Origin of the sequence: Marinomonas profundimaris (assembly GCF_000508165.1) — a bacterium.
GTDB classification, from domain to species: Bacteria; Pseudomonadota; Gammaproteobacteria; order Pseudomonadales; family Marinomonadaceae; genus Marinomonas; species Marinomonas profundimaris.
Genome location: NZ_AYOZ01000061.1, coordinates 131,046 through 143,583, shown reverse-complemented (window position 1 = coordinate 143,583; position 12,538 = coordinate 131,046). Strand labels below are relative to the sequence as shown.

At 43.1% G+C, this 12,538-nt stretch carries 16 protein-coding genes; 13 read left to right on the top strand and 3 right to left on the bottom strand.

What is annotated here, in order from left to right:
* The first annotated feature begins 4 nt into the window (after nucleotides 1-4).
* The 3 genes from D104_RS36065 to D104_RS36055 are packed head-to-tail and all read left to right on the top strand — an operon-like array spanning nucleotide 5 to nucleotide 2,651.
* Complete coding sequence (locus D104_RS36065; RefSeq protein ID WP_024025551.1) at nucleotides 5-868, top strand: alpha/beta fold hydrolase; 864 nt, start codon at nucleotides 5-7, stop codon at nucleotides 866-868.
* A gap of 40 nt (nucleotides 869-908) precedes the next feature.
* Nucleotides 909-1,703 carry a DUF4892 domain-containing protein gene (locus D104_RS36060; RefSeq protein ID WP_024025550.1) on the top strand — a complete coding sequence of 265 codons (795 nt, stop codon included), beginning with the start codon at nucleotides 909-911 and terminating at the stop codon, nucleotides 1,701-1,703.
* 9 nt (nucleotides 1,704-1,712) lie between these two features.
* Entirely contained in the window at nucleotides 1,713-2,651 is a 939-nt protein-coding gene (locus D104_RS36055; RefSeq protein WP_024025549.1) for a patatin-like phospholipase family protein, read from the top strand.
* 12 nt (nucleotides 2,652-2,663) lie between these two features.
* Here D104_RS36055 and D104_RS36050 read toward each other — a convergent pair whose 3' ends face one another.
* Nucleotides 2,664-3,266 carry a Maf family protein gene (locus D104_RS36050; RefSeq protein WP_024025548.1) on the bottom strand — a complete coding sequence of 201 codons (603 nt, stop codon included), beginning with the start codon at nucleotides 3,264-3,266 and terminating at the stop codon, nucleotides 2,664-2,666.
* 116 nt (nucleotides 3,267-3,382) lie between these two features.
* Between D104_RS36050 and D104_RS36045 the strand changes: the two genes are divergently transcribed.
* From D104_RS36045 to fabF, 7 genes are all read left to right on the top strand, one after another.
* Entirely contained in the window at nucleotides 3,383-3,925 is a 543-nt protein-coding gene (locus tag D104_RS36045; protein ID WP_235075970.1) for a YceD family protein, read from the top strand.
* Nucleotides 3,926-3,942: 17 nt separating this feature from the next.
* The gene (gene rpmF / locus D104_RS36040; RefSeq protein ID WP_024025546.1) at nucleotides 3,943-4,122 is read left to right on the top strand and encodes a 50S ribosomal protein L32; all 180 of its coding nucleotides are present in this window, start codon (nucleotides 3,943-3,945) and stop codon (nucleotides 4,120-4,122) included.
* Nucleotides 4,123-4,133: 11 nt separating this feature from the next.
* Entirely contained in the window at nucleotides 4,134-5,081 is a 948-nt protein-coding gene (locus tag D104_RS36035) for a fatty acid synthesis protein (protein ID WP_024025545.1), read from the top strand.
* On the top strand, nucleotides 5,078-6,001 hold the full coding sequence (gene fabD, locus D104_RS36030) for an ACP S-malonyltransferase (protein WP_024025544.1): 924 nt from the start codon (nucleotides 5,078-5,080) through the stop codon (nucleotides 5,999-6,001). Before D104_RS36035 ends, fabD begins: the two co-directional genes overlap by 4 nt.
* A 39-nt stretch (nucleotides 6,002-6,040) precedes the next feature.
* A complete protein-coding gene (gene fabG, locus D104_RS36025) occupies nucleotides 6,041-6,775 on the top strand; it encodes a 3-oxoacyl-ACP reductase FabG (RefSeq protein WP_024025543.1) in 735 nt (244 codons plus the stop codon).
* Nucleotides 6,776-6,907: 132 nt separating this feature from the next.
* On the top strand, nucleotides 6,908-7,141 hold the full coding sequence (gene acpP, locus D104_RS36020; RefSeq protein WP_024025542.1) for an acyl carrier protein: 234 nt from the start codon (nucleotides 6,908-6,910) through the stop codon (nucleotides 7,139-7,141).
* 105 nt (nucleotides 7,142-7,246) lie between these two features.
* On the top strand, nucleotides 7,247-8,488 hold the full coding sequence (gene fabF, locus D104_RS36015) for a beta-ketoacyl-ACP synthase II (RefSeq protein ID WP_024025541.1): 1,242 nt from the start codon (nucleotides 7,247-7,249) through the stop codon (nucleotides 8,486-8,488).
* Nucleotides 8,489-8,530: 42 nt separating this feature from the next.
* Here fabF and D104_RS36010 read toward each other — a convergent pair whose 3' ends face one another.
* Complete coding sequence (locus D104_RS36010; protein WP_024025540.1) at nucleotides 8,531-8,938, bottom strand: PA2817 family protein; 408 nt, start codon at nucleotides 8,936-8,938, stop codon at nucleotides 8,531-8,533.
* A gap of 61 nt (nucleotides 8,939-8,999) precedes the next feature.
* Between D104_RS36010 and D104_RS36005 the strand changes: the two genes are divergently transcribed.
* The 3 genes from D104_RS36005 to queF are packed head-to-tail and all read left to right on the top strand — an operon-like array spanning nucleotide 9,000 to nucleotide 11,518.
* On the top strand, nucleotides 9,000-9,914 hold the full coding sequence (locus tag D104_RS36005) for an ABC transporter ATP-binding protein (protein WP_024025539.1): 915 nt from the start codon (nucleotides 9,000-9,002) through the stop codon (nucleotides 9,912-9,914).
* A 4-nt stretch (nucleotides 9,915-9,918) separates the two neighbouring features.
* Nucleotides 9,919-10,692: an ABC transporter permease gene (locus D104_RS36000; RefSeq protein WP_024025538.1), complete on the top strand. Its 774-nt coding sequence runs from the start codon at nucleotides 9,919-9,921 to the stop codon at nucleotides 10,690-10,692.
* A gap of 10 nt (nucleotides 10,693-10,702) precedes the next feature.
* Nucleotides 10,703-11,518 (top strand): NADPH-dependent 7-cyano-7-deazaguanine reductase QueF, encoded by an 816-nt coding sequence (gene queF, locus D104_RS35995; RefSeq protein ID WP_024025537.1) that lies wholly within the window; start codon nucleotides 10,703-10,705, stop codon nucleotides 11,516-11,518.
* Nucleotides 11,519-11,590: 72 nt separating this feature from the next.
* Here the strand turns inward: queF and choX are convergent, their stop codons facing one another.
* On the bottom strand, nucleotides 11,591-12,535 hold the full coding sequence (choX, locus tag D104_RS35990) for a choline ABC transporter substrate-binding protein (RefSeq protein WP_024025536.1): 945 nt from the start codon (nucleotides 12,533-12,535) through the stop codon (nucleotides 11,591-11,593).
* Nucleotides 12,536-12,538: the final 3 nt, after the last annotated feature.

Sequence of the window (12,538 nt, the reverse complement as noted above, 5' to 3'; positions counted from 1 at the left end):
ATATATGGGAAATGAGATTGTTTATAAGCTGACGCACACAGAGTTAGCGGCAATTCAATGGTTGCCAAAAAACACTTCTGCTTTAAAGATATTGTCCTTACATGGCTGGCTAGACAATGCGGCCAGTTTTTCTAATTTGTCTCCTTACCTCTTTGAATATTCGCATGTTGCCTTAGATCTTCCTGGCCATGGCGCGTCTCGACATCGCCCGTCGGGAAGTTTTTATCATTTATGGGATTATGTTTTGGATGTTGTGTCCATTTTGAACCAATCCAAACAAAGTGTTTGGTTGATTGGTCATAGTATGGGTGGGGCTGTTGCTATGTTAGTGGCGGCGATCGCGCCTGAAAAGGTTCGTGGGCTCATTGTGTTGGATAATGTTGGGCCAATGGCGGGTGATTCAACGGATCGTGTTGTGACGCTTCAGCGAGCAGTAAATAAGATGGCGAAGTATCGTTCGGATAGGGAAACGATCTATTCATCGAAGGAAGCTATGGTAAAGGCTAGAATGGATGGTTTCACCAAATTGTCTTATGCAGCATCAAGGGTGTTGGTGGATCGCGGTTCTAGTCAAAAAAAAGAAGGTGTTTGGGCGTGGCGGCATGATGGTAAATTAACGTTTCCTTCTCCTTTTCGCATGGATGAGGGTGGTGTTGAGGCTTTTATTCAGCAGATCAAGTGCCCTACATTAGTGTTGATAGCCAATGACGGCATTTATAAAAACAAATACGAACTAGTTGAGCATCGTGCAGCGCACTTTCCATGGGTAAAGTTAAAGTGGCTGGAAGGAAATCATCATTTTCATCTCGAACCTGATAGCTGTTTTGCTGTTGCCACCGAGATTCAGCAATTTATTGATCAAAACTAATAAGAGAAACCCATTTCTAGTTTGGGTTATAGGGCATTTTATGGTGAAGTTTCACAAAATTTTATGTTTGTTGGCTTTTTTAAGCAGCGTTTCTTTTGCCGGTGTTTTAGGGATTGAGCCATACCGTGATGCTCAGCTTGTTAAGAGTAATGTGCAGACGGACCAGCAGGTAGAAATTCCATTAAGTAAAATACGTAGAGCAGGAAGTGGTTGGGAGCCTGAGTCGGTTATTCGGCTAAATGGTGATTATCTTACCTCGTTGTATAAGATCAATCGTAATGCGCTTCTGGAAGATGTTTATGCTCATTATCGTTCACAGATGCTGTCTGATGGTCGCAGTGTGTTATTCGAATGCGATAGTCGAAGCTGTGGTAGCAGTAATGCGTGGGCAAATGATTTTTTTGGCGATTACCTTTTGTATGGTGCGGATCAAAGTCAGTTCTTGCTCGTGGTTAAAAATCAACAGGATGTATATCAGGTTTTGTATTTAAATCGTCGGGGCGCAGGTGATGTGATGGTGCGTTTGGATGAGGTTAAAACAGCGAGTGTAAAAAATACTGAGTTTTACATTGTTGCGCAAATGGATGCACACGACATTCCGAGAATTCGTCGGTTTGTTGGCGATCTGCCAGAAAATCAGCGTGTCGTCGCTTTTGTGACTAGCCAGAAGTCCGGGGTGCAGACTGCCATTGAGGTAGGGGATCAACTTATTGCAGTTGTAACGGCAGGTTTAGGCGATCAATTAAAGGAAAAAGTACGTTTTATTAATTTGGCAGATCTTGGGCGAGAATCTCTGGGTGTGAATAGAGTGTCGTTTGTTTATGTTCGTCCATAGGTGGTGTGAGTGAATAAGAAAAAAACAGTTGCTCTTGTTTTAGGCAGTGGTGCAGCACGTGGCAATGCTCATATTGGCGTCATTCAGGCCATTGAAGAGCGTGGTTATGAAATTGTTAGTATTTCAGGGTGCTCTATTGGTGCCATTGTTGGAGGTGTTTTTTCAGCTGGTAAGTTGGCCGAATATCGAGACTGGGCGGAGTCACTTGATAGGGTTGATGTCCTTAAATTGCTCGATATGTCTCTAATGAACGGCGGTTATATCAAAGGGGATCGTTTTTTTGAAAAAATCCAGGAAATCATCGGTGAACCTGTTATTGAATCTCTCCCTATTGCCTATACTTCTGTGGCCGTTGAGTTGGTGAATCAAAAAGAATGCTGGTTTCAACGGGGCGATTTGATCACAGCTATGAGGGCGTCTTCAGCGATTCCTTCCATTTTGTCGCCCGTGCATCTGAATGATCGATGGTATGTTGATGGCGGTGTGTTAAACCCTTTGCCCATTATTCCGACTGTCTCCGCTGGCGCAGATTATATTATTGCAGTGGATCTCAACGGCCCTGGAGAAAAAGAGCTCGATCAGGTGCCTGTTTCAATTGATGGTGGCGCTAAAGAGGCGCCTTCTTGGTGGGGAAGCACAAAAGGGTTCTTTAGTAAAGGGCAGGATGATTTTTCTGACAAAGATGATAATGCCTATTCGCCAGAAAATTGGGGGCGCTTACAAACCATTAATGTCATGTTTGAGACAATGCAGGAATCGCTGACTCAATACAAATTGGCGGGCTATCCGCCAGACTTACTCATCTCAATTCCGAAGGATATCTCCGGATTTTATGAGTTTTGGCGTGCCAAAGAGTTGATTGCTTTTGGTTATGACGTAGCGTTGAAGGCCATTAATGAGCTGGAGTCTCCTTCCATGAGATATTACGCTTTTCCTAAAGGGCATTGATTTTGTACAAACTTAGCCTATTGGGTTTATGCCTTCATTTCTAAGTAGTTGACTAAGCGAAATAAGTGGTAATCCAATCAGGCCATTGGGGTCATCGCCTTCCATTTTTTCAAAAAGGCAAACCCCTAGACCTTCACATTTAAAGCTGCCAGCACAATCTAATGGTTCCTCAATATTAATATACGATTCAATTTCCTTGAGTGTTAACCTTCTAAAATACACATGGTATTCATTTAGCGTGTATTGGTGGCGTTGGCTTTCTTGATTGAGGACACAGAGGCCGGTTAAAAAGCTGACTTTCTTGCCGCTAAAACTCGACAGTTGTTTGATGGCATTGCTCTTGGTGTGTGGTTTTCCTAATGTCACATCACCCAATACCGCCACTTGGTCGGATGTGACGATAAGGCTGTCTTTATGGGTGTTGTTATTCTTACATTCTTGGTGAACGGCGTGCGCTTTTTGGATGGAAAGGCGCTTTACCAAATTGATGGCAGACTCATTTGTTAATGGGCTTTCGTCGATGTTGGGTGAATGGCATTCAAATGGTATATTTAGGCGCTTAAGTAGCTCTTTTCGATAGGGTGAAGAGGAGCCTAAAATGAGTATTTTATGCATTCGATTTTGCTCGCTTTATGAGAATGAGTGTGGATTTTACGTTTTTTTACTGAGAATGCCTTAAAAGAGTGAAAAAAATTGCTTTAACTGCACTTAGACTTTGACAAAAAGGGCGCTTGGCAATAACATTCCCCGCCATGTTGAATGATACGTTACCTAAATATTTTGACCCTCGAAAATATGCCTTTAATAGGCAGGCTTTTGAAGGGTACGTGCCCCTTAATCGATTTGAGGAGCTTAGTGCTATATTAGCCTCTGATGAGGGTAATGTTTTTATTCATCTAGACTTTAGAGTTGATGAGGATAGGCGTTACATTGCTACTGGATCATTAACTGCTCAAGTACAGGTTGTTTGTCAACGTTGTATGGAAGCAGTAGCACATGATCTGGCGTTAGATCTATCGTTGGGCTTCGTTTATGACGAAGATCATGCTAAAAATCTACCTGGTGATTATGATCCTGTTGTCATGACCGATGGTGAAGTAATCCTGGCAGATATGGTGGAGCAAGAAATTATACTTGCCTTACCAATTGTCGCCTATCACGAAGAAAGTGGTTGCAACCCAACAGCTGTAAAGTATGCCTCGTCTACCGATGACGCACCGGATGACGAAAAACCGAATCCATTTAGTATATTGGCCCAATTAAAGGCCAAGTAAAGTTAGGAGCTCCAAAAATGGCAGTACAAAAAAGTAAAGTAACTCGTTCACGTCGCGGCCAGCGCCGTTCGCACGATGCTTTAACAAGCGCTACTCTATCTGTAGAAAAGACTACTGGTGAACTTCACCGTCGTCACCACATTTCTGCAGACGGTTTTTACCGTGGTCGTCAAGTTATCACCCCTAAAGGTGAATAACTAAGATACCCATGATTAGGGTAGCTTTAGACGCTATGGGCGGGGACTTAGGTCCCCGCATTGCATTTGACGGCGCAGTAAATATTCTTTCTCGCCATCAAGATGTCACCATCACAATTTATTATTCCCCAAATCCAGGACTGGATCTTCCCGCGCCTCATGATCGTTTAACTCTGATAGCTTGCACTGATGTTATTGATGCAGACGATGAAATCGTTTTGTCTTTATTTCGTCGCCGAAACAGTACGCTTTATCAGTCTTTAAATGCGTTGGCTCAGAAGTCTTCAGATGTCGTTGTGACATTAGGGAATACGGGTGCGATGGTTGCATTGGCTCGCCATATTTTAGGTGTGGTTCGTCCTAAGCTTTATCCCGCTCTTATTAGGGAGTTATATTCTAACCCTTTGCGATGTTTGGTCGATTTGGGTGCAAACGTTCATTGTCCGCCTTCTATGTTGGTTGGTTTTGCCGAGTTGGGTTCTGCGTATGTTGAAGCCTTAAGTGATGAGGTGCCCAAGGTTGGTTTATTGAACGTAGGGGTCGAGAGCTCTAAAGGCAGTGTGGTCATTAAGGAAGCGGATCGCTTGCTTTCTGAGAAGGCTTGGCCAACGTATCTTGGTTATGCGGAAGGTACGGAATTGTTCGATGGCGAGAAAAACGTCATAGTGTGTGACGGCATGGTAGGGAACGCTGTGTTAAAGGCATCGGAAGGGCTATTGTCCTTTTTAATGCAAAAATTTAAAGGTATGGATGGCGTGTCGTCATTATTCGAGACTTTTTACCAAACTGAACGTAGGCATGGTGCCTGTTTGGTTGGAGTGCGTGGCAATTTGGTAAAAGGTCATGGTCGTTCTGATTTACCAGCAATGGTTGGGGCGATTGAATATGGAATTGATATAGCGCGAGCAGATTTGTTTTCTGCTATGGAAGCGCGACTTTGTAGCGAGGAAGTAAAATGAGCACAACATTAGCGTTTGTTTTTCCGGGTCAAGGTTCTCAGCAGTTGGGAATGTTGGCTGATTTGGCAGAAAAACACGATATAATTGAAAAAACATTTGCAGAAGCATCCACTGTTCTTGGTTATGATTTGTGGAATTTGGTTCAGAATGATGCGGAGCAGCTTGGTCAAACAGACAAGACGCAGCCCGCTCTTTTGACGGCAAGTGTTGCTTTGTGGCGCCTTTGGGAGCAACAGGGTGGTGAAATGCCAGCGTATGTTGCTGGCCATAGTTTGGGTGAGTATTCCGCTCTAGTGTGCGCTGGCGTTATTGGTTTTACTGATGCGGTTGCACTGGTTAAGTTGCGTGGCGAATATATGTTGCAAGCCGTTCCAGCAGGTGAGGGTGCGATGGCAGCCATTATTGGGCTAGATGACGATAAAGTGATTGCAGCATGTAGTGCTGTTTCAGGTATTGTGAGTGCTGTTAACTTTAATTCACCTGGGCAGGTTGTAATAGCGGGTCATGTTGCCGCTGTTGAAGAAGCGATGGTAAATGCGAAAGAGGCGGGCGCTAAGCGCGCATTGCCTTTACCAGTTAGTGTGCCTTCTCACTGTGAGTTGATGATTCCAGCAGGTAATAAATTGGCTGAAAAACTGGAGTCAATAGCGTTTAGTGTCCCTACCTGTACCTTGGTTCAAAATGTGACGGCGCAAGCGGTATCTGATCCTGCTGTAATTAAAGCTAATTTGGTGTCTCAGTTGAGTGAGCCAGTTTTATGGACTCAATCTGTTGTGCTGCTTTCTGAATTGGGTGTTTCGGCAACCGTTGAATGTGGCCCAGGTAAAGTGTTAAGTGGTTTGAATAAGCGAATCGTCAAAGGATTGAATACATCTTCTTTGGGTGATTTGTCGGCATTTGAGGCGGCGTTGTCTGCATAGTGCTGTTTTATATTTACTGAAAAATCGTTGGAGACAAGTATGAGTCTTGAAGGAAAAATAGCGCTAGTAACGGGGGCTACCCGTGGCATAGGTAAGGCGATTGCGGTTGCTCTTGTTGAGCAAGGTGCGACGGTTATTGGAACGGCGACAAGTGAATCTGGTGCGGCAAGCATCAGTGATTACTTAGGAGCAAATGGTAAAGGCTGGGTTCTGGATGTGTCATCCAGTGAATCGGTTGATGCCGTGATCAAAGAAATCACAGCAGAATTTGGTGCGCCAACGGTTTTGGTTAACAATGCAGGCATTACTCGTGATAACTTAATGATGCGTATGAAAGAAGACGAATGGGATCAGGTAATTAATACCAATCTTACGTCTGTTTTCCGTGTTACGAAAGCGTGTTTGCGCGGCATGACAAAAGCGAAATTTGGTCGAGTGATTAGTATTAGTTCGGTTGTTGGCTCTATGGGCAATGGCGGACAAACAAATTATTCAGCAGCGAAAGCCGGTCTAGAAGGTTTTAGCCGCTCTTTGGCTGCAGAAATTGGATCACGTGGCATCACAGTAAACTGTGTTGCTCCTGGGTTCATTGAAACAGACATGACTAAGGTGTTGCCTGAAGAGCACAAAGCGAAGTTGGTATCAAAAGTGCCTGCTTCTCGTCTTGGTCAACCAGAAGAAATTGCGGCGGCAGTCGCATTTTTGGCGTCAAATGGCGCTGGATACATCACTGGTGAAACATTACATGTCAATGGCGGCATGTATATGTCGTAATTTGAGTTGAATTTTATATTTAATTCAACGAAAATACGTCTCCGGTTCATGTAGAGAATCACACCTTTTAGGTGACCGAATTTTTATAATATGCTCACACTGAGCTGTTAACGAGTAGAGTAGGAATTTCTAATGAGTAGCATTGAAGAACGCGTTAAAAAAATCGTTTGCGAACAACTAGGTGTTAAAGAAGAAGATGTTATTTCTTCAGCATCTTTCGTTGATGACCTAGGTGCAGATTCCCTAGACACAGTTGAGTTGGTTATGGCTCTTGAAGAGGAATTTGATACTGAAATTCCTGATGAAGAAGCTGAGAAAATCACTACAGTACAAGCAGCGAACGACTACATCAACGCTAACTTGTAATATATTAGTGAACTGAGTTCCCGAAAAGCCGCTTGTATTCGTTACAGCGGCTTTTCTTATTAATAGCCCTTTGAAGAATTCAGGGCGGGTTGCTGGAGGAATCTTATGTCTCGTCGTCGGGTTGTGGTCACAGGTATGGGAATGGTGACACCCCTTGGCAATAATGTGAAGGATACGTGGGATAACATATTGGAAGGCAAAAGTGGTGTATCGGAGATCACTTCTTTTGATGCTAGCCAGTTTTCCACTCGTTTTGCAGCGCAAGTTACTGATTTTGATGCGACTCAATATATGAGCGTAAAAGAAGCGCGCAAAATGGATCTTTTCATTCAATATGGTATCGCAGCGGCTGTTCAAGCGCTTGAAGATGCTAATTTAAATGCCGATACCGCGGATTTGAACCGCGTAGGCTGTGCAATAGGTTCTGGAATTGGCGGTCTGCCGATGATAGAAAAAAACTTAGAGCTCTTGAATGAATCAGGTCCAAAACGTATTTCTCCATTTTTTGTACCAGGCGCGATTATTAATATGATTTCTGGTCATGTGGCGATACGTTTTGGCTTTAAAGGCCCTAATAGTTCTATTGTCACAGCGTGTACAACAGGTACGCATAACATCGGCATAGCGGCTCGTATGATTACTTACGGCGACGCTGATGTCATGATTGCCGGCGGTGCAGAAATGGCCATTACCCCATTGGGTATTGGTGGTTTTGGTGCAGCTAGGGCGTTGTCTACTCGCAATGACGATCACAAAACAGCAAGTCGACCATGGGACAAGAATCGTGATGGTTTTGTTATGGGAGATGGTGCCGGTATTCTTGTACTAGAAGAGTACGAACACGCCGTCGCACGTGGTGCAACAATATACGCAGAGCTCGCGGGCTTTGGTATGAGCGATGATGCACACCATATGACAGCACCACCAGAAAGTGGCGAAGGCGCAACATCAGCAATGAGTGCGGCATTAAAAGATGCGAAGCTTAAACCGCATGACATTGACTATATAAACGCACATGGTACATCAACACCAGCTGGTGATTTGGCTGAAACCCATGCTGTCAAAGCGCTAATGGGCGATGCCGCCTCGGACATCGCCATTAGTTCGACTAAATCTATGATTGGCCATTTATTGGGTGCTTCTGGTGCTGTAGAGTCAATATTCTCGATTTTGGCCATTCGTGATCAGGTTGCTCCACCTACGATCAATTTAGAAGAGCCGGGCGATGGTTGTGATTTAAACTATGTACCGATTACGCCTCAAAAGCGCAAAATTGACGTGGTTTTGAATAACTCATTTGGCTTTGGTGGAACAAATGGGACCTTGGTGTTTAAGAAAATACGTTAAAAGAGTCGATGGGCGATAACGCAATCGCCCATCTCATTTTTCTTAATGAATTTGAGTAGATGTACCGCGCAATGTCGTGATCTCTTTTGATATATCAGCGCGTAAGTTTTGGCTGTCTAGCTCGTATAAGCGATCTTCAAGTTGCTGATAAAGTGTGATTTCTTCATCACCTAGAAAATGCAAACACTCTCCGCCAACAAACCATAGCAGCTCTCTTTTAATGAGTGGTACAAGGTTTGCGTAACAGCGAATGAAGCGCGATAAAACTTCTTGAGCATCAAAACTGTAATCTAGGGCATTTTGCTGAATCTTATTTGTCAGTTCATCCCATTTTTCTAAGAAGTCTTTGTCTTCTTCCGTTAAGTCTGTCTGATCAAAAGGAGCATGTTCTGCAATTCGATGACGCAAATCAGAAAAAGCGTCGAGTATGTATTGTGTGCGTGATTCCACGTAAAACCCTATTCAAATAAATAACTATTGAGTCGGCCGATGCCGTACGAGAATTTCAATTATGACATATGCAATCGAAATTAGTGACCTTAAAAAACGCTATGAAGGTGGTTTTGAAGCGCTAAAGGGGATCGATTTAAAAGTTGAAAAAGGAGATTTTTTTGCTTTGCTGGGCCCAAATGGCGCTGGTAAGTCTACTACCATCGGTATTTTGTGTTCTTTAGTGAATAAGTCATCGGGGAAAGTGTCTATTTTTGGAACCGATGTTGACGAAAATTTCGCGAAAGCAAAAAAATATCTGGGGGTTGTTCCTCAGGAATTTAATTTTAATGTATTTGAAACCGTCTTCAATGTAGTGGTCACTCAAGCGGGTTTTTATGGCATCAGTAAGGTTGTTGCAGCTGAGCGGGCTGAAAAATACCTAAAACAATTGGATCTATGGGATAAGCGTAACGATCAATCTCGAATGCTATCTGGCGGAATGAAGCGTCGATTAATGATTGCGCGAGCTTTGATACATGAGCCAGAAGTGCTGATTTTAGATGAACCAACAGCGGGGGTGGATATTGAATTGCGCCGTTCTATGTGGGAATTCATCAAAAAACTGAATGAGCAAGGCACGACGATTATTCTTACTACGCATTATTTAGAAGAAGCCGAGCAATTATGTCGAAACATCGCGATCATTAACGCCGGTGAAATTGTTGAAAACACCAGTGTTAAGGCGTTATTAAAAACGCTAAATCAAGAAACGTTTATATTGGATCTTGATGTTAGCGTGCCTGATGGCTGGGATTTACCGGAATTTAATATCGTGATCAGCAAAGACGCCACGACAATTGAGGTTGAGGTGATAAAAGGGCAATCCATTAATGCGATTTTTAAGGCGCTAGATGCGATCTCCGTTAATGTGGTGAGCATGCGCAATAAATCTAATCGACTCGAAGAGCTCTTCGTCAAATTAATTAAAGGTTAGAGAAATGAAAAATTCAGAAATTTGGATCGCGTTTTATACCATTTTAGTAAGAGAAATTCGTCGGTTTACGCGTATTTGGCCGCAAACCTTGTTACCACCAGCGATAACCATGTCGTTATATTTTGCGATTTTCGGCAATTTAATTGGTGACCGAATTGGTGAAATGGGCGGCTTTAGTTACATGCAATACATCGTGCCGGGCTTGATTATGATGTCGGTCATTACGAACTCGTATTCAAATGTGTCATCCTCATTTTTTTCGGCAAAATTTCAGCACAGCGTTCAAGAATTACTCGTTTCACCGACGCCTAATTGGATTATTTTGTTAGGGTACACATTAGGCGGTGTGGCGCGTGGTTTGTGTGTTGGTTTAATTGTTACGGTACTGTCTTTGTTTTTTACGCATTTGGCGTTGGAAAACCTATTTTTGACCGTGCTTGTTGTGTGTTTGACGGCGGTTATGTTTTCGCTTGGAGGCTTTGTTAACGCTATCTACGCTAAAAGCTTTGATGATGTGTCTATTGTACCGACATTCATCTTAACGCCATTGACGTACCTTGGTGGTGTGTTTTATTCAATCGATTTATTGCCGGATTTTTGGCAATCTATATCGATGTTAAACCCTGTTCTATATATGGTTAATGCGTTTCGCTACGGCATTCTAGGTGTTTCCGATATCAATGTGTATTGGGCGCTTGTCATTGTCAGTGTGTTTATTGTGTTGTTGTTCTGGTTTGGTCTGCGTTTGCTCAATCAGGGCAAAGGCATTAGAAATTGAGGTTATGTATATGGGCTTTTTACCCTTAGGTCAGCAAACAGAATATGTTTCTGAATACGATGCAGGGTTGCTTTACCCCATTGCTAGAGTCGACAAATGGTCTGAAATGGGCATTGCGTCAGAGCGCCTGCCATTTTATGGTGAGGATGTCTGGAATGCTTATGAGATGTCATGGCTAAATTTGAAAGGAAAGCCCGTGGTTGCGTTGGCTGAATTTCGATTACCTTGCGATTCGCCTAATATTATTGAATCAAAGTCGTTTAAATTGTATCTAAATTCATTGAATCAAATGCGTTATGACTCGATAGAGGAAGTGCAGGCACTGCTTGAGAAAGATCTTTCGAATGCGGCGGGCGCGGATGTTACCGTGATTATTCGTGATGTTGATTCTATGGCTTCTTTGGTTGTGTTAACACCAGATTATTGCATTGATGAATTGGATGTTGATATTACGGAATATCATCCTAACGCGGATCTGTTAACACTGGACGCGGAATCAGGTATTGTCGAGGAACGATTGGTAAGCCATTTATTGAAATCGAATTGCCCTGTAACCAATCAGCCTGATTGGGGCTCGGTATTCATCGATTACAAAGGCGCTAAAATACACCATGAAAGCCTTCTAAAATACGTCGTGTCGTTTCGTGAACATACGGATTTTCATGAGCAATGTGTTGAGCGTATTTTTATCGATATCATGCGTCAATGTCAGCCAGAAAGTTTAACTGTGTATGCGCGTTATGTTAGACGTGGCGGTTTAGACATTAATCCTTATCGTTCATCTGCGCCTTTGGTGTTAGGTAACGACAGATTGACCCGCCAGTAGTTGCAATAAGAGAATGAGAAATAAAAAAACCGCCTCACTTCAGATGCGGTTTTTTTAACTTTACTTTTTCATTTACATTAAACCGAGTTGTTTTTTCACGGCAGGCAGAGCGGGTTGTCCTGCATAAGTGGTAACACCTTGCAGCCATTTTTCGAGCACTTCAGGATGTTTTTTTATCCAGCTTTCGGCTGCTTGTTCTGGTTTTTCTTCGGACGCTATGATTTCATTTTCCATCGTTAAGCCAAATTCTAAGTTGCTTAATAGCGTACCGACATTCTGGCATTCCTCTTTGTAACCTTTTCGAGTTACGGTGTGTATGGTTGCACCGCCGTAATTTGGGCCGAAATATTTATCGCCACCGCTCAGGTATTTTAGATCAAAATTGACGTTCATTGGATGAGGTTCCCAGGCAAGGAAAACGATAAAGTTATCCCGCTTGACGCTTCTAGCCACTTGGGAAAGCATGGCTTGTTCGCCAGATTCAACCACTTTCCAGCCTTTTAAGTTGAAATCGTTGGTGTCTATCATGCTTTGCAGTTTTTGATTGGCCGGTGCGCCTGCGCCAATACCATAGATGCGTTGGCGGAATTCTTTGCTGAATTTGGATAAATCAGCAAAGTCTTTTACGCCTTTATTAAAAGCATAACTGGGCACGGCAAGTGTGAACTTTACCCCTTCTAAATTGGTTCGAATGACATCAATGTCGCCTTTGTATTTGTCGATAAACGCTGATTGCGCAGGCATCCAATTCCCCATGAAAGCATCGATCTTTCCATTTTTTAAGCTTTCGAATCCAACAGGAACACTCAAAAGATAAACTTGTGTATCGTAACCCATGGCGTTTAATAGGGTGGTTGCAACGCCGTTTGTCGCCCCTATATCGGTCCAACCCGGGTCGCTAAACGTGACTTTTTTACATTGTTCAGGTTCGGCGGAAAGCGTTAGTCCACTACCAATAAGAAGACTCGCTATACTTGCTATCTTTATTCCGTTTTTCGTAAAGGTCAGTGCTTTCATTCT

Bases quoted from the DNA above. Each gene is read 5' to 3' on its own strand.
- D104_RS36065 (WP_024025551.1), top strand. From the start codon at position 5: ATGGGAAATGAGATTGTTTATAAGCTGACGCACACAGAGTTAGCGGCA.
- D104_RS36060 (WP_024025550.1), top strand. From the start codon at position 909: ATGGTGAAGTTTCACAAAATTTTATGTTTGTTGGCTTTTTTAAGCAGC.
- D104_RS36050 (WP_024025548.1), bottom strand. From the start codon at position 3,266: ATGCATAAAATACTCATTTTAGGCTCCTCTTCACCCTATCGAAAAGAG.
- rpmF (WP_024025546.1), top strand. From the start codon at position 3,943: ATGGCAGTACAAAAAAGTAAAGTAACTCGTTCACGTCGCGGCCAGCGC.
- D104_RS36035 (WP_024025545.1), top strand. From the start codon at position 4,134: ATGATTAGGGTAGCTTTAGACGCTATGGGCGGGGACTTAGGTCCCCGC.
- fabD (WP_024025544.1), top strand. From the start codon at position 5,078: ATGAGCACAACATTAGCGTTTGTTTTTCCGGGTCAAGGTTCTCAGCAG.
- fabG (WP_024025543.1), top strand. From the start codon at position 6,041: ATGAGTCTTGAAGGAAAAATAGCGCTAGTAACGGGGGCTACCCGTGGC.
- acpP (WP_024025542.1), top strand. From the start codon at position 6,908: ATGAGTAGCATTGAAGAACGCGTTAAAAAAATCGTTTGCGAACAACTA.
- fabF (WP_024025541.1), top strand. From the start codon at position 7,247: ATGTCTCGTCGTCGGGTTGTGGTCACAGGTATGGGAATGGTGACACCC.
- D104_RS36005 (WP_024025539.1), top strand. From the start codon at position 9,000: ATGACATATGCAATCGAAATTAGTGACCTTAAAAAACGCTATGAAGGT.
- D104_RS36000 (WP_024025538.1), top strand. From the start codon at position 9,919: ATGAAAAATTCAGAAATTTGGATCGCGTTTTATACCATTTTAGTAAGA.
- queF (WP_024025537.1), top strand. From the start codon at position 10,703: ATGGGCTTTTTACCCTTAGGTCAGCAAACAGAATATGTTTCTGAATAC.
- choX (WP_024025536.1), bottom strand. From the start codon at position 12,535: ATGAAAGCACTGACCTTTACGAAAAACGGAATAAAGATAGCAAGTATA.